Raw genomic sequence first — 17,777 nt, 5'->3', positions numbered from 1 at the left:
TCAGCCGGCACGCCTGCCGGTCTCGGGATCGAAGAAATGCAGCCGGTGCGCGGGCAGTGCGGCCGCCAGCGCCGTGCCGCGCGCGGGACGGTCCGCATGCGGCAGGCGCACCGCGACGTCGTGATTGCCCCAGCGGCCGTGCGCGAGATTGTCCGCACCGAGCAGCTCGCACGAGTCGACCGGCAGCGTCGCCTGCGCGACGCCCGGCTGCGGCGTCATGTGTTCGGGACGCACGCCGAGCACCCAGTCGCGCCCGGTGGCGATCTCCGCACCGATCCCGGGCGCGCCGGCAACCGGCAGCGCGGGGCCGCCGCCCGCGACCGCGAAGGTCGCGCCGTCTTCCGACAGCCGGCCGTGCATCAGGTTCATCGCCGGCGAGCCGATGAAGCCCGCGACGAACACCGTTGCCGGCTTCTCGTACACGTCGACCGGCGCGCCGATCTGCTCCGCGTAGCCGCGGTTCATCACGATCACGCGCTGCGCGAGCGTCATCGCCTCGATCTGGTCGTGCGTCACGTAAACGCTCGTCGTCGCGAGCCGCGCATGCAGCCGCTGGATCTCGAGCCGCATCTGCACGCGCAGTTTCGCGTCGAGGTTCGACAACGGTTCGTCGAACAGGAACACCGACGGCTCGCGCACGATCGCGCGCCCCATCGCGACGCGCTGCCGCTGGCCGCCCGACAGCTCGCGCGGGCGCCGCGCGAGCAGCGGTTCGAGTTCGAGGATCTTCGCGGCCGCGGCCACTCGCGAATCGATCGTCGCGCGCTCGATCCCGCGGATCTTCAGCCCATAGCCCATGTTCTGCGCAACCGTCATGTGCGGATACAGCGCATAGTTCTGGAACACCATCGCGATGTCGCGATCCTTCGGCTCCAGCGTGTTGACGACGCGCTCGCCGATCGCGATCTCGCCGTCCGTCACCGTCTCGAGCCCTGCGATCATCCGCAGCAACGTCGACTTGCCGCAGCCCGACGGGCCGACCAGCACGATGAATTCGCCGTCGGCGATCTCCACGTCGATGCCATGCAGCACGTGCTGCTTGCCGTCGTAGGATTTCCTGACGCCCTTCAAGCTCAGCGCAGCCATACTTGGTCTTTCTCCCGGTTGCCGTCCGTCATTTATTTCTCGGAATCGACGAGGCCGCGCACGAACCAGCGCTGCATCGCCAGCACGACGACGAGCGGCGGGATCATCCCCAGCAGCGTCGCCGCCATCACGTATTGCCATTCGGTTGCGGCGTCGCCGCTCGCGATCATCGTCTTGATGCCCACCACCGCCGTCGACAGCGATGCCTCCGTCGTGATCAGGATCGGCCACAGATACTGGTTCCAGCCGTAGATGAACGTGATCACGAACAGCGCCGCGATGCTCGTCTTCGACAGCGGCAGCACGACGTCCCAGAAGAACCGCAGCGGCCCCGCGCCGTCGATGCGCGCGGCGTCCATCAGTTCGTCGGGCAGCGTCATGAAGAACTGGCGGAACAGGAACGTCGCGGTCGCCGATGCGATCAGCGGCAGCGTGAGCCCCGCATAGGTGTTCGTCAGGTGCAGCGTCGACACGACCTGCACGGTCGGGAAGATCCGCACCTCGACCGGCAGCATCAGCGTGACGAAGATCAGCCAGAACGCGGTGTTGCGGAACGGGAAGCGGAAATAGACGATCGCGTACGCGGACAGGATCGACACCGCGATCTTGCCGACCGCGATGCCGAGCGCCATCGCGAAACTGTTCACGAGCAGGCGGCCGAACGGCGCCGTCGTGCCGCCGCTGCCGTGCCCCCAGATGTACGCGATGTTCTCGAACAGGTGCGTGCTCGGCACAAGCGACAGCGGCACCGTGAACACTTCCTGCGCGTTCATCGTCGCCGCGCAGAACGCGACGTAGACGGGAAACACGATCAGCACGACGCCCGCGATCAGCACCGCGTGGCAGAACAGGTCGAAACCCTTGCGATTTTCGATCATGCGTATTGCACCCTGCGTTCGACGAAGCGGAACTGGATCACCGTGAGCCCGACGACGACGATCATCAGCACGACCGACTGCGCGCCCGAGCTGCCGATGTCGAGCCCCTGGAAGCCTTCCGCGAAGATCTTGTAGATCAGCGTCTTCGTGCTCTGCGCCGGGCCGCCGCCGGTGGCCGCGTCGATCACCGGGAACGTGTCGAAGAACGCGTAGACGAGGTTCACCACCAGCAGGAAGAAACTGGTGGGCGACAGCAGCGGCAGCACGATGTTGAAGAAGCGCCGCACCGGCCCGGCGCCATCGATCGACGCCGCCTCGATCAGCGAGCGCGGGATCGCCTGCAGGCCCGCGTAGAAGAACAGGAAGTTGTAGCTCACCTGCTTCCACACCGATGCCAGCACGACGAGGAACATCGCCTGGCCGCCGTTCAGCGCGTGGTTCCACACGATGCCGCTCTTCGCGAGCGCATAGGTAATCAGGCCGATACTCGGATTGAACAGGAACGCCCACAGCACGGCGGCGATCGTCGGGGCGACCGCGTACGGCCAGATCAGCAGCGTGCGGTACACACGCGCGCCGCGGATCACGCGATCGGCGCACGCGGCGAGAACCAGCGACACGACGAGCCCGCTCACCGTGACGAGCGAACTGAACACGAGTGTCGTGCGAAACGAATCGAGATACAGCGGATCGGCGAACAGGTGCGTGAAGTTCGCGAAGCCGACGAATTCGCTCGACGTGCCGAACGCGTCCTGCATCTGGGTCGACTGCCACAGCGCGACGCCGGCCGGCCACAGGAAGAACACGGCGGTGATCGCGAGCTGCGGCGCAATCAGCAGGTACGGCACTAGGCTCGTACCGAAACGGGAACGGGATTGCATCGCGGATATCCGGTCAGGCGCAACGGAAAGGAAACCGCGCCGCCGGCCGGCACGCGCACGAGCGCGGCGCGACCGGCGGCGCGAAGCGATGCGGGATCAGCCGCCCGACTTTTCGAAGCGGCGCAGCAGTTCGTCGCCGCGCGAAGCCGCGGAATCGAGCGCGTCCTTCGGCGACTTCTTCTGCGCCCAGACCTGTTCGAACTCCTCGTCGACCACCGTGCGGATCTGCGGCATGTTGCCCAGGCGCAGCCCCTTCGTGTACGGCAGCGGCGGCTTGTTCAGCATCTGCTTGATCGCGGTTTCGGCGCTCGGGTTCTTCGCATAGAAGCCCTGTTGGCGCGTGAGGTCGTATGCGGCAGTAGTAACCGGCAGGTAGCCCGTGTCCTGGTGCCACTTCGCGGCAACGGCCGGCGAGGCCAGGTACGCGAGGAATTTCGCGACGCCCTTGTAGGTCGCCGGATCCTTGCCGGCCAGCACCCACAGGCTCGCGCCGCCGATGATCGCGTTCTGCGGCGCGCCCTTCACGTTCGCGTCGTACGGCATCATGCCCGTGCCATAGCTGAACTTCGCGAACTTCTGCACGTTCGCGAGCGCGCCCGACGACGTCGTCATGATCCCGCAGTCGCCGCTGTAGAACTTCGCCGACGCTTCATCCTTGCGCCCCGCGTACGTGAACGTGCCGTCCTTCGCCATCTGCTGCAGGAACGAGATGTGCGCGATCTGCTGCGGCTTGTTGAATTCGAGCACCGCATCCGTACCGTCGAAGCCGTTGTTGCGGCTCGCGAACGGCAGCCCGTGCCAGGCGCTGTAGTTCTCGAGCTGGATCCAGCCCTGCCAGCCGGTCGTGAAGCCGCATGCCATCCCCGACTTGCGCAGCTTCTCGGCATCGGCCTGCACGTCGGCCCACGTCTTCGGCGGCTGGTTCGGATCGAGCCCGGCCTTCTTGAACGCGTCCTTGTTGTAGTACAGCACCGGCGTCGAACTGTTGAACGGCATCGACACGAGATGGCCCGTCTTCGCGTCGCTGTAGTAGCTCGAGATGGTCGGCACGAACGCCTTCTCGTCGAGCGGCACGCCGGCCTGCTTGAACACGTCGTAGACGGGCACGACGGCCTTCTTCGCCTGAATCATCGTGGCCGTGCCGACTTCGTACACCTGGAGGATCGCCGGCGCGTTGCCGCTGCGATACGCGGCGATGCCCGCCGCGAGCGCCTGGTCGTAAGTGCCCTTGAAGACCGGCACGATCTTGTAGTCGCTCTGCGACGCATTGAACTGGTCGGCGATCGCGTTAACCCGCTCGCCGAGCGCGGACTCCATCGCATGCCAGAACTGAATTTCCGTCGCGGCGAGCGCCGCGTGCTGCACGCCGAACAACAGCGCGCCGCCGAGCGCGATCGAACGCACCATGGTCCCCGCAGGCTTCTTCTTCATCGACCTCTCTCCTATGAAAACGTTACCAACAGCGTGTGCAACATTCCCGTCGCCATTGAACCGGCGAAGTCTAGTGATCGTTTGTGACAGTCAGTTGTCGCTGATGACGAACAGGCGCTGATACTCCTTCAGCGCGAAGCGGTCGGTCATGCCGGCGATGTAGTGCGCGACGAGGCGCGGCTGCTGCGCGGCGTCGTCGGACTGGTACGGCGGCGGCAGCAGGCGCGGATCGTCGATGAACGCATCGAAGAGCCCGGTGACGACACGCTGCGCCTTGCTCGCCATGCGCATCACCTTGTAGTGGCGATAGAGGTTCTTGAAGAGGAAACGCTTGAGGGCGGCCGCCTGGGCGGCAACAGATTCGCTGTGCGACACGAGCGGCGGCGCGGCGCGCACGTCGTCGAGCGACGCGGGCGCGACGCGCGCGAGATTGCGCGTCGTCTCGTCGATCAGGTCGACGATCAGCGTGTTGATGATGCGGCGCACCGTCTCGTGCACGAGACGGCGGCCGTCGAGTTGCGGGAATTCGGCGAGCGCGGCCTCGTAGTGGCGCTGCCACAGCTCGACTTCCGCGAGCTGTTCGATCGTGATCAGGCCGGAACGCAGGCCGTCGTCGACGTCGTGGTTGTTGTACGCGATCTCGTCCGCGATGTTTGCAAGCTGCGCTTCGAGCGACGGCTGGCGGCCCTGCAGGAAGCGCTCGCCAAGCGCGCCGAGCTTGCGCGCATTCTCGCGCGAGCAGTGCTTCAGGATGCCTTCGCGTGTCTCGAAGCACAGGTTCAGCCCGTTGAACGCGCCGTAGTGCTCCTCGAGCTCGTCGACGACCGCCAGGCTCTGCAGGTTGTGCTCGAAGCCGCCATGCTCGCGCATGCAGGCATTCAGCGCGTCCTGCCCGGCATGGCCGAACGGCGTATGGCCGAGATCGTGCGCGAGCGAGATCGCCTCGACGAGATCCTCGTTCAGGCGCAGGTTGCGCGCGACCGAGCGTGCGATCTGCGCGACTTCGAGGCTGTGCGTGAGACGCGTGCGGAACAGGTCGCCTTCATGATTGACGAACACTTGCGTCTTGTATTCGAGCCGGCGAAATGCGGTCGAATGGACGATGCGGTCGCGGTCGCGCTGGAATTCGGTGCGCGCCGCCGGCGGTGTTTCCGGATGGCGGCGGCCGCGCGACTGCGACGCGTGTGCGGCATACGGAGCGAGATGGGCTTCCAGCGCCGCCAGTGTCGGCGGCTCGGCCACCGGCGCAGCGGATACGCGGCCGGCTTCGGGCAGTGTGCTGCTGGATGTCTCGCTCACGTCTCCTCCATGTCAGGGGCGCCGGGGCATCCGGGCCGCCGTTAGCGGGTTGTCTGTGCCAGTGTAGCGAACACGGCTTCGTCGGGCGCCTGCGTGATCAAGGTATCGCCGAATCGCTTCAGCAGGATGAACTTGATCTCGCCCGCCTCCGCCTTCTTGTCGACACGCATCAGGTCCATGTAGCGCGCGTCGCCGAGCGCGGGCCCGCGGGTCGGCAGGTGCGCGGCCGAAATCACTGCATCGAGGCGCTGGCGCGACGCTTCGTCGAGCAGGCCGAGCCGCACCGACAGGTCGCCCGCCATCACCATCCCGCAGCCGACCGCCTCGCCGTGCAGCCACTCGCCATAACCGAGCCCGGCCTCGATCGCATGACCGAATGTGTGGCCGAAGTTCAGGATCGCGCGCAGGCCGCCTTCGCGTTCGTCGGCCGCCACCACGCTCGCCTTGATCTCGCACGAGCGCTTCACCGCGTGCGTGAGCGCAACCGGGTCGCGACGGTTCAGCGCGCCGACGTTCGCCTCGATCCAGTCGAAGAATTCCGCATCGACGATCACGCCGGTCTTGATGATCTCGGCGACGCCTGCCGCCAGTTCCCGGTCAGGCAGGGTCGTCAGCGCGCCGATGTCCGCGATCACGGCCTGCGGCTGGTAGAACGCGCCGATCATGTTCTTGCCGAGCGGGTGGTTGATGCCCGTCTTGCCGCCGACCGACGAGTCGACCTGCGACAGCAACGTGGTCGGCACCTGGATGAACGGCACGCCGCGCATGTAACATGCGGCCGCAAAGCCCGTCATGTCGCCGATCACGCCGCCGCCGAGCGCGACGAGCGTCGTCTTGCGGTCGGCGCGCTCGGTCAGCAGGCCATCGAAGATCAGGTTCAGCGTTTCCCAGTTCTTGTACGCCTCGCCATCCGGCAGCACGACCGTCGATACGCGCTTGCCGAGCGGCGCGAGCGTCGCGCGCAGCGCGTCGCCGTAGAGCGGATCGACCGTCGTGTTAGTGACGATCGTGACGGACGACCCCTTGATGTGAGGCGCGAACAGCTCGGCGCGGCCGATCAGGCCGGCGCCAATGTGAATCGGATAGGCGCGATCGCCCAGGTCGACGTTGACAGTAATCATGCTTGTAGCGGCTTGGCGATGACGCCCGCCAGTTCGAGTTGCATCAGCACCATGTTGACGAGACCATTGACCGACGGGCGGCCGGTCTCGATGACGAAATCCGCGCATTCGCGGTACAACGGGTCGCGCGCTTCGTACAGCGCTTCGAGACGCCCCTTCGGATCCTCGGTCTGCAGCAGCGGGCGGTTCTTGTCCTTGCGCGTGCGCAGCCACAGATCGTGCGGGTTGGCGCGCAGGTAGATGACGATGCCGCTGCTTTTCAGGCAGTCGCGATTTTCCTGGCGGAGCACCGCGCCGCCGCCCGTCGCGAGCACGATGTTCTCGCGCTGCGTGAGATCGGCGATCACCTGCGTTTCACGATCGCGAAACCCGGCCTCGCCTTCCATCTCGAAGATCACCGGAATGCGCGCGCCCGTGCGGGCTTCGATTTCGTGGTCGGAGTCGAAGAACGTCCTGTCGAGACGACGCGCGACTGCACGGCCCACGGTGGTCTTACCCGCTCCCATAAGGCCGACGAAAAATACGTTTGCATGTGGGTCCCGCGCTTGCAACGGCTTCCTCTGCTTGAATCTTGCTGGTGTGGCGCAGCTTACTGGCAAAGCGGCTGCCTTGTCGAGCCTGCGCCGGCGGCTTCCGGCCCCGTTTTTTCGGCTTCCGCACTGCTCGCGCCGCGTGCATCGCAGCGCGCATCGACGACGGTCGGCGTGATGAAGACGACCAGTTCGCTGCGCTGGTCGCGTTGCGCGCGGTGCCGGAAAAGCGCGCCCAGAATCGGTATTTTGCCCAAGAGCGGCACGCGCGTCACATCGTTCCGGTTCAGTTGCTCATAGATCCCGCCGATCGCGACCGTCCCGCCGTTCTCGACCTCGACGCGCGTCTGTACGTGCTTCGTATGAATCGCCGGGCCGGCCGCCGTCGGCTCGCCGATGCTGTCCTTCGTCACGTCCAGGTCGAGCACGACGCGCCCGTCCGGCGTGATCTGCGGCTCGACCTCGAGCTTGAGCGTCGCACGGCGGAACTGCACGCCGCTCACGCCATTGCCGACCTTCGCCTGGTACGGCAGCTCCGACCCCTGTTCGACGATGGCCTTGACGCGATCTGCGGTCACCACGCGCGGACTCGAAACGATCTGGCCCCGCCCTTGCGCCTCGAGCGCGCTCAGTTCGACGTCGAGCACACGGCTGAGCGGCGCGGCAAACAGCGTGAAGCCGGCAGTCGCCGCCTCGAAGCCGCCGAGCGGCCGCGCAGCAAGGTCGAGCGCGTTGCGCGCGCCGGCCGCGAACGTGGCGCTCTCGCCCGCAGGCGGCCGCGCCTGTGCCCGCAGCGCGACGCGTGCGCCGAGATTGCGCGAAAAACCCTGCTCGCCCTCGACGATGCGGGCCTCGATCCGGACCTGCCGCGACGGCCGGTCGATCGCATCGATCAGGCTCGCGATCTGGTCGAGACGCGGCGCGAGATCGGTGACGAACAGCAGGTTCGTGCGCGGATCCGCGGCCGCGGCGCCGCGCTTCGACAGCAGGCGCTGGCCGGTCGCGCCGGCCAGCAACCGTTGCACGTCCTGCGCGCGCGGGTAGTGCAGTGCGAACGTCCGGCTCGCAAGCGGCTCCAGATCGGCGGCCCGCGCGTGCATTTCGAAGCGCTCGCGTTCGCGCGCGGCCAGCTCGGACGCCGGCGTGACCCATATCACGTTACCCCGCCGGGACATCGCGAGCCCGTGCGTGTCGAGCAGCGTATCGAAGGCATCGCGCCAGCGGACATTGTTCAGACGTAACGTGACGGTGCCGCGCACCTGCTCGCCGACAACGATGTTGAGTCCGGTGAACCGCGCGAACGCGTCGAACGCGGCGGCGAGCCCTGCTCCCTGCAGATTCAGCGAGATCCGCCGTGCGTCGTCCGCATCGCCCGGTTGCCGTGCCGCGGCGTCGCCCATCCGGGCCGGCGGCGCCAACGGGATCGGCGGCCCCTCCAGCGCGGGTGCCGGGGCGGCGGCCTCCACCTGAAGCCCCGTGCGAGCTGCCTGGTCGAACGGCGGCGGGCCGGCCTCCGCCGAGACGGTGTGATCCGCACCGTCCAGCGTGCCTTGGGGCAACGGCAGGCCCGGCACCGGCATCTCCATCGATGCGGCAGGCCAGACGGCCGGCAGCGGCGGCAACGAGGCGCTTGCGCCGGCCGCCGTCAATCCGGCCCAGACGGCGAGTGCCCGACATCCATGCTTCGTCATGGCCGCCTCCCGTCGTCCAGGGTGACTCGGTACGCGCCATCCGCCGTCGCGAGCATCACCGCGACGGGATCGACTCGCACCACCCGTGCGGCCCCGAGGGCTTCGCCGGGCACCACGGCCGTGAACGCGCCGTCACCGTCATCGAACAGCGCGAGACCGGCACGCCCGTCGCGGATCGTGCCGGCCAGGCGGGCAGCCGCCCCCTGCACTTCAGACGAGCCGGCCTCGCCGAACGGATCGGCGCCGGGCGCGTCGGCCAGAACCGGCGTCTCCCCGCCCTTAGACGTTGTCGCCGGTAATCCCGGAAACACGTCGACCGACATCTCCACGCGCGCGGCCTCCCTTCCTCGTTCGACACGCAGCGCGGTCGGCACCGCCAACACCGGGAATCGCGCCAGCCAGCCGACCATCTGCAGCAACGCACGAAACCCGCCATCGGCGACGATACGCACCGTGCGCCGGCCGTCCGGCATCGCGCCATCGGCGCGCAGCGGCTCGATCGATACGCCGCGCAGCCCGCTCGACGCGGCGCGATCAGCCAGTTCCAGCATCAACGCGGCCCATTCCGGCGCACGCGACACGGGGTCGCCGGCTGCCGCCGCCGGATGCCCGTCGCGCTGCCGTGCAGCGGCTGCCAGGACACGCTGCGCGTCGGCCTCTCGCTGCTGCGCCGCTGCCAGCAATGTGCGGCTGTGCGCGAGCCCGCTCCAGTCGACGGCATTCGCCAGATGAATGCCGCCAGCCAGCACGGCCGCGAACGCGAGCATGCAGCCCGCGATGTGTGCAGCCGCCGGCGACACGCGCCGCACGCCGCGCCGCCATCCGTCGCCACGCGGTGCGTGCCGATGCGCGAGCGCCGTCATGCGCCACCTCCCGACGCTTTCCGGGACGGCATCGCGTCGTGCCAGCGCAACTGGACCGAGAACCGGAACGGCATCCCGCCCGTAGAGACCGGAGCATCCGGGGCCGGCTTCAACGCATCGATATCGATTCGCCAGCCACGCTGCTCGCGCGCCATCCCCGCGAGCCATCGCGCGGCCGCCCGATAGCTCGCCGCGCGGGCATCGAGCACGGCACCGGCCGATGTCGTGCGCAGCGCGTCGAGCCGAACGGTGCCATCGCGCACCTGCGCCAGGGTCGCCAGCAGCGCTGCGACGTGCCGGTAAGGCAACGCACTCACGGCCGCCTGCGCGTCACGCTGCGCGACGACGGCCGCTGCATTGGCGGCTCGCGTCGCGGCGCCGACCTGCGGCTGCAACTGTCGCAGCCGCGCCTCCACTATTGCGCGCTCCGCATCCACACGCCACCGCGCCCCGGTGGCGACGCCCGTCCACAGGCCTGCGCCGAGCACACCGAACAGAATCGCCGCACCGCACTGCGCGATCCGGCGACGTCGCAGCGCCTGCGCCAGCCGCTCCCGGTACGGCAACAGGTTGAAGCCGCGCAGCTCTATACGACAGGCCGTCATTCCCACACCCCGCGCAAGGCCAGCCCGAATGCGACAGCCCATGCCGGGCCGCCCGGCATGCCGGCGGGCAGGCTCGGTTGCCCGCTCCAGCCCGTGCAGTCGAACGACACCGCAACCGCGCCGACCAGATCGCCAATCTCGGCGACGGACGTATCGAAGCGGGCGATACACCGCTCGTCGCCGGCCACGAGGACGCAACACACGGCCCCGAGCGCGCTCCGGCGCAATGCATCGGAAAACGCTCCCGGCTCGGCGCCGGACAGCGTCAGCACCGGTGCGGCCAACGGGCCGTCGATTCGCCAGCCGTGCACGCCAGAGTCATGGAACCAGAGCGCCGCGTAGGGGCCCTCCTGCGTGTCGAGTTCGAATTGCGCGGCATAGCGCAACGCACGCAGCGCTGCAGCCGATTCGCCGTCGACCACCGTCAGATCGACACCGGCCTGGGCGGCCACGTCGACTCGCCGTTCGAGCAGCGCCAGCGGAGCCGCGGCCACCTCGATCTCGCCTGACGCCGCGCGGCCATCCTGCCGCCAGTCGAACGCGAGACTGTCCGGCGCCAGCCCCGAGATGCGTTCGGCCGCCTGCCGCGCGGCGTCCTCGATGTCGGCCCGCCCGGCCAGGTCCAGCGTCGCGGTGCGCATCTCGTCATCGGGCAACGCCATCACGCCGCGCGCGTCGCACCGCACGTCGGCCGCCGACAGCCTCGACACGGCCGCGGCCAGCGCACGCGCGACCGCCGCCCAACGCGCATCCTCCGGCCCGCCCGCCAACCCGACCGGTTCCCGCTCCAGCCCCTCGACGCACACCTCGGCGCTCCGGCCGCGCCGGCTCAGCACGACCACCCTCACCTCGTCCGCACCGACGTCGATTCCCGTCGACCGGTACCCGCCTTGCGCAAACCGCGCTCCCCATCGTCCCGCCATCCCAGCCTCCCGATATCGTCGCGGCCCACGCCGCGTTTCCGAGACTGATTCTGCAAAGCCGCGCGTATTGCCGACAGTCGGCCTAACGGCCAGCATCCGCTCGCGGCGGCCGTGCGCGGGCTATGCTGGAGGTACGCCGGCCCACTGCTTCACGGCGGGCGGCTCCCGCGTCAGGACCGGTCTTACCGGGCAGCTATAATCGCGGGACTGTTTTCCGGTATGCCTATGCAATCCACGACTCCTACGTCCCCGCCTCCTGCCCCGGAGCCGAAGAAGCGGCCCTGGTGGCAAAAAGTCCTGCTCGGATTCGCCACGATGTGCGTGGCGCTCGTCGTGGCCGGCGGCCTCGTGCTCGGCTACGCGCTCGTCGTCGCGTGGCCGAACATGCCGTCGCTCGACGCGCTGACCGACTATCGCCCGAAGGTGCCGCTGCGCATCTATACGTCCGATCACGTGCTGATCGGTGAATTCGGCGAAGAGCGCCGCGACGTCGTCCATTTCAAGGACGTGCCCGACTCGCTGAAGAAGGCGATCCTCGCGATCGAGGACGCGCGGTTCTACGATCACGGCGGGGTCGACCTCACCGGCATCGTCCGCGCCGGCTTCGTCGCGCTGACGAACGGCCATGCGTCGCAGGGCGCGAGCACGATCACGATGCAGGTCGCGCGCAACTTCTTCCTGTCGAGCGAGAAGACCTACACGCGCAAGATCTACGAGATGCTGCTCGCGTACCGGATCGAGCGTGCGCTGACGAAGGATCAGATTCTCGAGGTCTACATGAATCAGATCTATCTCGGCCAGCGCGCGTACGGCTTCGCGAGCGCCGCGCGGGTCTACTTCGGCAAGGACCTCAAGGACATCACGCTCTCCGAAGCGGCGATGCTCGCCGGGCTGCCGAAGGCGCCGTCCGCGTACAACCCGGTCGTGAATCCGAAGCGCGCGAAGGTGCGCCAGGAATACATCCTGCAACGGATGCTCGAGCTGAACTTCATCTCGCGCGAGCAATACGACGAGGCCGTCGCACAGCCGCTCGTCGTCAAGGGTCCGGGCCGCGATTTCAGCGTGCACGCCGAGTACGTCGCGGAAATGGTCCGACAAATGATGTACGCGCAGTACCGTGAGGAAACCTACACGCGCGGCTTCAACGTCGTCACGACGATCGACTCCGCGGACCAGCAGGTCGCGTATACCGCGCTGCGCAAGGGCATCATGGATTACGAACGCCGGCACGGCTATCGGGGGCCGGAAGGCTTCATCGAGCTGCCGGCCGGTGCCGACGACCGCGAACAGGCGATCGACGATGCGCTGCTCGAACACCCCGACAACGGCGAGCTGATTGCCGCGGTCGTCACGGCCGCAAACCCGCGCCAGATCACGGTTGCGTTCATCGACGGCAGCAATGCGACGATCGAAGGCGACAACCTGCGCTTCGCGTCGGGCGCACTGTCGGCCAATGCGCAGCCGAATCGCCGCATCCGCCCGGGCGCGATCGTCCGCGTCGTGAAGAACGACACCGGCAAATGGTCGATCACGCAGTTGCCGCAGGTCGAGGGGGCGTTCCTCTCGATCATTCCGCAGGACGGCGCGATCCGCTCGCTCGTTGGCGGCTTCGACTACAACAAGAACAAGTTCAACCACGTCACGCAGGCGTGGCGGCAGCCGGGCTCGTCGTTCAAGCCGTTCATCTATTCGGCGTCGCTCGACAAGGGCCTCGGGCCGGCAACCGTGATCAACGACGGCCCGCTGTATTTCAGCGCGGCCGAAACGGGCGGCCAGCCGTGGGAGCCGAAGAACTACGGTGGCGGCTTTGAAGGCCCGATGTCGATGCGCACCGCGCTGCAGCGTTCGCGCAACCTCGTGTCGATCCGGATCCTGAACCACATCGGCACGAAGTACGCGCAGCAGTACATCACGCGCTTCGGTTTCGACGCCGAACGCCATCCTGCCTACCTGCCGATGGCACTCGGCGCGGGCCAGGTCACGCCGCTGCAGATGGCGGGCGCGTACTCGGTATTCGCGAACGGCGGCTACCGCGTCAATCCGTACCTGATCGCGGAAGTCACCGATCCGAACGGCGCGATCGTCGTGCGCGCGCAGCCGCTCGTCGCCGAACAGAATGCGCCGCGCGCCATCGACGCGCGCAACGCGTACGTGATGAACAGCCTGCTGCAGAGCGTCGCGCAGCGCGGCACGGGCGCACGGACCAACGTGCTGAAGCGCACCGACCTTGCGGGCAAGACCGGCACGACGAACGACTCGCACGACGCATGGTTCGCCGGCTACCAGCACACGCTCGCCGCGATCGCGTGGATCGGCTACGACAATCCGCGCAGCCTCGGCGATCGGGAAACGGGCGGCGGCCTGTCGCTGCCCGTCTGGATCGACTACATGGGCGCCGCGCTGAAGGGCGTGCCGGAGTTCAAGCCGACAGTGCCGGACGGCGTCGAATCACTCGGCGGCGAGCTGTACTTCACCGAGTTCGCGCCGGGTCACGGCTTCGTGTCGACGGTCGGCGTGCCGCAGGCGCCGGCCGCGCAGAACGTCGACGCAACCGTGCCACACGTCGACGAGCAGGAAAAGCAGGACATCATGAACCTGTTCCAGGCGCACTGACCATCGCCCCGGACACGAAAAAAGCGCCCCGCTGGGGCGCTTTTTCTTTGGATCACGCGTCGGGGCCGGGCCCCGATCGTCACGCGCTGAACGTGATCGGCAGGCCGGCCTGCTGCGTCGCGTATTCGGTGAGCGCCGAGAAAAACTCGGTGCCGGTGCGCGTATCGCGCCATGCACCGTCGATGAATCGGTAGTGGAAACCGCCCGCCTTCGCGGCGATCCACACTTCCTTCATCGGCGGCTGCAGGTTGACGATGATCTTCGAGCCGTTCTCGAACGTCAGCGTCAGGACGCTGCCGTTGCGCTCCAGATCGATGTCGTGATCGCCGTCGTTGGCGTCGTCGACGGTACGCTCGACGGCCACCAGCACGGCCTCGGCACGGGTCAGGTATTCGGTATCGGACATGCTAAACTCTATCGGTTCAATTGTTCAGGGACGATCATGCGAGTCGTTTTCCGGATGAGCGCGATTGTAGCGGCTTTGGCGATTCTTGCCGGCTGCGGTCAAAGCGGCGCGCTCTATCTGCCCACCGTGCCTCCGTTGCCCAAGCCACTCCAGCAGCAGGACACGCCGCCGTCGGACGTGACGCCGACCGATGAAAACGCGTCGTCCGACAGTGTGCCCGATTCGTCCGGCACGCCGCTCATGCTGTCGCCCGAATTGTCGAGCGGGGCATCCGCCACGCCCGCACCGGCGTCGAGCCCGGCCGTCGCGAAGTAACGACGCGCCGCCCCGGCACGGGCTCGCGAAACAAGGCGATGACTTCCCGGTCATCGCCTTTTGTTTATTTGGCTGCGCCGTCACACGCGCACGCGCCGCCATCCCCATGCAACCAGCCGCCAGCCGAGCAGCGCGGCGACGATTGCCGCATAAAGCCTCGGCTGCGCGAGATTGTGCTTGCCGGCCCGCATCCACCAGAAGTGCAGCACGCCGAACAGTGCGATCGCGTAGATCGCGCTGTGCAGCGTCGCCCAGTGGCGGCCGAGCCGGCGCACCATCGCGCGCGGCGACGTTGCCGCGAGCGGAATCAGCAGCACGAACGCGGCGAAACCGACCGTGATGAACGGGCGCTTGCCGACGTCCTTCAGGATCGCGACGACGTCGAACCACTTGTCGAACCACAGGTAGGTCGTGAAGTGCAGCGTCGCGTAGAAGAACGCGAACAGCCCGATCATGCGGCGAAAGCGCAGCAGCGTGGCGAACCCCGTCATGCGCCTAAGCGGCGTGACGGCAAGCGTCACGCACAGCATCACGAGCGTCCAGAGGCCCGTCGAGCGCGTGATGAACTCGATCGGATTTGCGCCGAGCCGGTCGGTCAGGCCGAACAGCATGAGACGCGTGAGCGGATAAAGGCCTGCGGCGAATACCAGCACCTTGGCCGGCGCGAGCCAGCGCGGCGCGGCAGGGCGAACCGCGCCGGCCCGCGCGGTGCGTGCAGCCGGGCCAGTGCCCGTTGCAGGCGCGGGTGTCAGCGTCGAAGGAGGCATGTCGTTTCTCACCGTCGCCCTCAGAAATTCTTCTTCAGGTCCATGCCCTGATACATCGACGCGACGAGATCGCCGTAGCCGTTGAACATCAGCGTCTTGCGCTTCGGCGTGAAAAAGCCGTCCTCGCCGATGCGCCGCTCGGTCGCCTGGCTCCAGCGCGGATGATCAACGTTCGGGTTCACGTTCGAATAAAAGCCGTACTCGTTCGATGCGTACGTGTTCCAGCTCGTCTTCGGCTGCTTGTCGACGAAGCGAATCTTCACGAGCGACTTCGCGCTCTTGAAGCCGTACTTCCACGGCACGACGATACGCACCGGCGCGCCGTTCTGGTTCGGCAGCACCTGCCCGTAGACGCCCATCGTCAGCAGTGTCAGCGGATTCATCGCCTCGTCCATCCTCAGCCCTTCCGAGTACGGCCAGTCGAGCACGGGTGTCGACAAGCCGGGCATCTGCGACGGATCGGCCAGCGTGATGAACTGCACGTATTTCGCGTTGCCGGTCGGCTGCACCCGCTTGATCAGCTCGGACAGCGGCACGCCGATCCAAGGGATCACCATCGACCATCCCTCGACGCAGCGCAACCGGTACACGCGCTCCTCGAGCGGCGCGAGCTTCAGCAGTTCGTCGAGATCGAACACCTTCGGATGCAGCACCTCGCCCTCGACGCTCACGCGCCACGGGCGCGGCCGCAGCGTGCCTGCGTTCTGCGCGGGGTCACTCTTGTCGGTGCCGAATTCGTAGAAGTTGTTGTAGGACGTGATGTCCTTGAACGGCGTCACCTTGTCGGCCGCGACGAATTTCGGGTTCGTTTTCGCCGCGAGCTTCGCGGCCCGCGCGTCGGGTGACGCATAGGCGGCAAATGCTGCACCGCTGCCGCCGAGCAGCCCGCCCGCCGCCGCGACGCCGGCCGCCTGTAACACACGCCGCCGGTTCTCGAAGACCGTGCGCGGCGTAATTTCGCCTGGCGCAATATCGCCGCCGGTCAGTACGTTTAGCAAAGGGCGTTTGATCCACATCGTGCTGCTCCTCCTGCCTGCGCCGCGCGCAGCTTCATGAGCGTTCGACCCGACCCGTCTTGCGCCGTTCGACGCCCGGACCGCCCGCCCGTTCCAAAAGAAAACCGCCGGGCACACAGTGCACCGGCGGTCTCATAGTCGGACGAGCAGCGGAAATCTTACAGCTTGCCGTAGCTGTGCAGCCCGGACAGGAACATGTTGACACCGAGGAACGCGAAGGTCGTCACAAGCAGACCCGTGAGCGCCCACCATGCGGCCACCGTGCCGCGCAGGCCCTTCATCAGGCGCATGTGCAGCCACGCCGCGTAGTTGAGCCACACGATCAGCGCCCAGGTTTCCTTCGGGTCCCAGCTCCAGTAGCCGCCCCATGCCTCGGCCGCCCACAGCGCGCCGAGGATCGTCGCGATCGTGAAGAACGCGAAACCGACCGCGATCGACTTGTACATCACGTCGTCGAGCACTTCGAGCGTCGGCAGGCGATCAGCGAGCACGCCGCGCTCTTTCATCAGGTACGCGACCGACACCATCGCCGACAGCGCGAAGCTGCCGTAGCCGATGAAGTTCGCCGGCACGTGGATCTTCATCCACCAGCTCTGCAGCGCCGGCACGAGCGGCTGGATCTGCTGTGCATCGCGCGCGACCGAGTACCACATCAGGAAGCCCACCGCCGCGCTGATCACCAGCAGCACGAACGCGCCGAGCGAACGCGTACCGTAATGGCCTTCGTAATACAGATACAGCAGCGCGGTGATCAGGCTGAACAGCACGAACACTTCATACAGGTTCGACACCGGAATGTGCCCGACGTCCGCGCCGATCAGGTAGGACTCGTACCAGCGCACCATCAGGCCGGTGAAGCCCATCAGCACGGCGACCCACGTGAGCTTCTGGCCGATCGCGGAGCCCGATTCCGAGCGCGCGAGCAAGCCGATCCAGTAGAAGATCGTCGCGAGCACGAACAGCGCGCTCATCCACAGGATCGCCGACTGGCTCGACAGGAAGTACTTGAGGAAGAACGCCGAATCGGCCCGCGCGAGATCGCCCTGGTAGATCTGGATCGACAGCAGCGCCAGCACGGCGATCGACGCCATCATCAGCCGCGCGGGCTTCCAGCGCCAGCCGAGCGTGATGAGCGCCGGCACGGTGCCGATCATCACCGCCTTGTCGTAGTAATCCATGTGCGCGTTGTAGTGCACGAGCGCATAGCCCGCGCCCGCCACGAGCGCCAGTGCGAACAGCCAGTCGAGCAACGACAGCCGCGCGAGAAACGGACGTTCGTCGAACAGCGGCGCCGTAACCGGAACCTGGGCCGACGCCCGATGGGAAGAGGAAACTTGCGTGAGATCCATGAT

17 protein-coding genes are annotated in these 17,777 nt (G+C 67.2%); 2 read left to right on the top strand and 15 right to left on the bottom strand.

The window, feature by feature from the left end; genetic code table 11:
* The 11 genes from ACPTTF_RS01685 to ACPTTF_RS01635 form a co-directional block, all read right to left on the bottom strand.
* Entirely contained in the window at positions 1-1,086 is a 1,086-nt protein-coding gene (locus ACPTTF_RS01685; RefSeq protein WP_423370079.1) for a sn-glycerol-3-phosphate import ATP-binding protein UgpC, read from the bottom strand.
* 32 nt (positions 1,087-1,118) lie between these two features.
* Positions 1,119-1,964 carry a sn-glycerol-3-phosphate ABC transporter permease UgpE gene (gene ugpE / locus ACPTTF_RS01680; RefSeq protein WP_166966078.1) on the bottom strand — a complete coding sequence of 282 codons (846 nt, stop codon included), beginning with the start codon at positions 1,962-1,964 and terminating at the stop codon, positions 1,119-1,121.
* Positions 1,961-2,845 carry a sn-glycerol-3-phosphate ABC transporter permease UgpA gene (gene ugpA, locus ACPTTF_RS01675; RefSeq protein WP_166966076.1) on the bottom strand — a complete coding sequence of 295 codons (885 nt, stop codon included), beginning with the start codon at positions 2,843-2,845 and terminating at the stop codon, positions 1,961-1,963. The genes ugpE and ugpA overlap by 4 nt, the downstream gene beginning before the upstream one ends.
* A 96-nt stretch (positions 2,846-2,941) precedes the next feature.
* Positions 2,942-4,276 (bottom strand): sn-glycerol-3-phosphate ABC transporter substrate-binding protein UgpB, encoded by a 1,335-nt coding sequence (ugpB, locus tag ACPTTF_RS01670; protein WP_166966075.1) that lies wholly within the window; start codon positions 4,274-4,276, stop codon positions 2,942-2,944.
* A 90-nt stretch (positions 4,277-4,366) separates the two neighbouring features.
* The gene (locus ACPTTF_RS01665) at positions 4,367-5,575 is read right to left on the bottom strand and encodes a deoxyguanosinetriphosphate triphosphohydrolase (RefSeq protein ID WP_166966073.1); all 1,209 of its coding nucleotides are present in this window, start codon (positions 5,573-5,575) and stop codon (positions 4,367-4,369) included.
* 41 nt (positions 5,576-5,616) lie between these two features.
* Positions 5,617-6,696 (bottom strand): 3-dehydroquinate synthase, encoded by a 1,080-nt coding sequence (gene aroB, locus ACPTTF_RS01660; RefSeq protein ID WP_166966071.1) that lies wholly within the window; start codon positions 6,694-6,696, stop codon positions 5,617-5,619.
* Positions 6,693-7,247 (bottom strand): shikimate kinase AroK, encoded by a 555-nt coding sequence (aroK, locus tag ACPTTF_RS01655; RefSeq protein ID WP_166966100.1) that lies wholly within the window; start codon positions 7,245-7,247, stop codon positions 6,693-6,695. Before aroK ends, aroB begins: the two co-directional genes overlap by 4 nt.
* A gap of 38 nt (positions 7,248-7,285) precedes the next feature.
* Positions 7,286-8,917: a type IV pilus secretin PilQ gene (locus ACPTTF_RS01650; protein WP_423370078.1), complete on the bottom strand. Its 1,632-nt coding sequence runs from the start codon at positions 8,915-8,917 to the stop codon at positions 7,286-7,288.
* Positions 8,914-9,780 (bottom strand): pilus assembly protein, encoded by an 867-nt coding sequence (locus tag ACPTTF_RS01645; RefSeq protein WP_423370077.1) that lies wholly within the window; start codon positions 9,778-9,780, stop codon positions 8,914-8,916. Before ACPTTF_RS01645 ends, ACPTTF_RS01650 begins: the two co-directional genes overlap by 4 nt.
* Positions 9,777-10,385, bottom strand: coding sequence for a fimbrial protein (locus ACPTTF_RS01640; protein WP_423371836.1), 609 nt, complete (start codon positions 10,383-10,385; stop codon positions 9,777-9,779). The genes ACPTTF_RS01645 and ACPTTF_RS01640 overlap by 4 nt, the downstream gene beginning before the upstream one ends.
* Positions 10,382-11,308 (bottom strand): competence protein ComA, encoded by a 927-nt coding sequence (locus tag ACPTTF_RS01635; protein ID WP_423370076.1) that lies wholly within the window; start codon positions 11,306-11,308, stop codon positions 10,382-10,384. Before ACPTTF_RS01635 ends, ACPTTF_RS01640 begins: the two co-directional genes overlap by 4 nt.
* A 219-nt stretch (positions 11,309-11,527) precedes the next feature.
* Between ACPTTF_RS01635 and ACPTTF_RS01630 the strand changes: the two genes are divergently transcribed.
* Complete coding sequence (locus ACPTTF_RS01630; protein ID WP_423370075.1) at positions 11,528-13,921, top strand: penicillin-binding protein 1A; 2,394 nt, start codon at positions 11,528-11,530, stop codon at positions 13,919-13,921.
* A 79-nt stretch (positions 13,922-14,000) separates the two neighbouring features.
* On the opposite strand, the gene cyaY is transcribed toward ACPTTF_RS01630, so the two are convergent.
* Complete coding sequence (gene cyaY / locus ACPTTF_RS01625; protein ID WP_166966060.1) at positions 14,001-14,327, bottom strand: iron donor protein CyaY; 327 nt, start codon at positions 14,325-14,327, stop codon at positions 14,001-14,003.
* A gap of 36 nt (positions 14,328-14,363) precedes the next feature.
* On the opposite strand from cyaY, the gene lptM reads away from it, so the two are divergent.
* Positions 14,364-14,642 (top strand): LPS translocon maturation chaperone LptM, encoded by a 279-nt coding sequence (gene lptM / locus ACPTTF_RS01620; RefSeq protein WP_166966058.1) that lies wholly within the window; start codon positions 14,364-14,366, stop codon positions 14,640-14,642.
* 80 nt (positions 14,643-14,722) lie between these two features.
* On the opposite strand, the gene msrQ is transcribed toward lptM, so the two are convergent.
* The 3 genes from msrQ to ccsB form a co-directional block, all read right to left on the bottom strand.
* Positions 14,723-15,409, bottom strand: coding sequence for a protein-methionine-sulfoxide reductase heme-binding subunit MsrQ (msrQ, locus tag ACPTTF_RS01615; protein ID WP_423370074.1), 687 nt, complete (start codon positions 15,407-15,409; stop codon positions 14,723-14,725).
* Between the two features lie 20 nt (positions 15,410-15,429).
* Positions 15,430-16,425, bottom strand: coding sequence for a protein-methionine-sulfoxide reductase catalytic subunit MsrP (msrP, locus tag ACPTTF_RS01610; RefSeq protein WP_423370073.1), 996 nt, complete (start codon positions 16,423-16,425; stop codon positions 15,430-15,432).
* A gap of 158 nt (positions 16,426-16,583) precedes the next feature.
* Positions 16,584-17,774 carry a c-type cytochrome biogenesis protein CcsB gene (ccsB, locus tag ACPTTF_RS01605; RefSeq protein ID WP_166966053.1) on the bottom strand — a complete coding sequence of 397 codons (1,191 nt, stop codon included), beginning with the start codon at positions 17,772-17,774 and terminating at the stop codon, positions 16,584-16,586.
* Positions 17,775-17,777: the final 3 nt, after the last annotated feature.

The organism is Burkholderia crassaminum (assembly GCF_964265005.1).
Taxonomy (GTDB): Bacteria; Pseudomonadota; Gammaproteobacteria; order Burkholderiales; family Burkholderiaceae; genus Burkholderia.
Note: the sequence above shows the minus strand (reverse complement) of the source record. Positions and strands in the feature narration are given on the sequence as shown.

Excerpts from the sequence above, each read along its gene's own strand:
- ACPTTF_RS01685 (WP_423370079.1), bottom strand. The coding sequence starts at position 1,086 with ATGGCTGCGCTGAGCTTGAAGGGCGTCAGGAAATCCTACGACGGCAAG.
- ugpE (WP_166966078.1), bottom strand. The coding sequence starts at position 1,964 with ATGATCGAAAATCGCAAGGGTTTCGACCTGTTCTGCCACGCGGTGCTG.
- ugpA (WP_166966076.1), bottom strand. The coding sequence starts at position 2,845 with ATGCAATCCCGTTCCCGTTTCGGTACGAGCCTAGTGCCGTACCTGCTG.
- ugpB (WP_166966075.1), bottom strand. The coding sequence starts at position 4,276 with ATGAAGAAGAAGCCTGCGGGGACCATGGTGCGTTCGATCGCGCTCGGC.
- aroB (WP_166966071.1), bottom strand. The coding sequence starts at position 6,696 with ATGATTACTGTCAACGTCGACCTGGGCGATCGCGCCTATCCGATTCAC.
- ACPTTF_RS01650 (WP_423370078.1), bottom strand. The coding sequence starts at position 8,917 with ATGACGAAGCATGGATGTCGGGCACTCGCCGTCTGGGCCGGATTGACG.
- ACPTTF_RS01645 (WP_423370077.1), bottom strand. The coding sequence starts at position 9,780 with ATGACGGCGCTCGCGCATCGGCACGCACCGCGTGGCGACGGATGGCGG.
- ACPTTF_RS01640 (WP_423371836.1), bottom strand. The coding sequence starts at position 10,385 with ATGACGGCCTGTCGTATAGAGCTGCGCGGCTTCAACCTGTTGCCGTAC.
- ACPTTF_RS01635 (WP_423370076.1), bottom strand. The coding sequence starts at position 11,308 with ATGGCGGGACGATGGGGAGCGCGGTTTGCGCAAGGCGGGTACCGGTCG.
- ACPTTF_RS01630 (WP_423370075.1), top strand. The coding sequence starts at position 11,528 with ATGCCTATGCAATCCACGACTCCTACGTCCCCGCCTCCTGCCCCGGAG.
- cyaY (WP_166966060.1), bottom strand. The coding sequence starts at position 14,327 with ATGTCCGATACCGAATACCTGACCCGTGCCGAGGCCGTGCTGGTGGCC.
- lptM (WP_166966058.1), top strand. The coding sequence starts at position 14,364 with ATGCGAGTCGTTTTCCGGATGAGCGCGATTGTAGCGGCTTTGGCGATT.
- msrQ (WP_423370074.1), bottom strand. The coding sequence starts at position 15,409 with ATGCCTCCTTCGACGCTGACACCCGCGCCTGCAACGGGCACTGGCCCG.
- msrP (WP_423370073.1), bottom strand. The coding sequence starts at position 16,425 with ATGTGGATCAAACGCCCTTTGCTAAACGTACTGACCGGCGGCGATATT.
- ccsB (WP_166966053.1), bottom strand. The coding sequence starts at position 17,774 with ATGGATCTCACGCAAGTTTCCTCTTCCCATCGGGCGTCGGCCCAGGTT.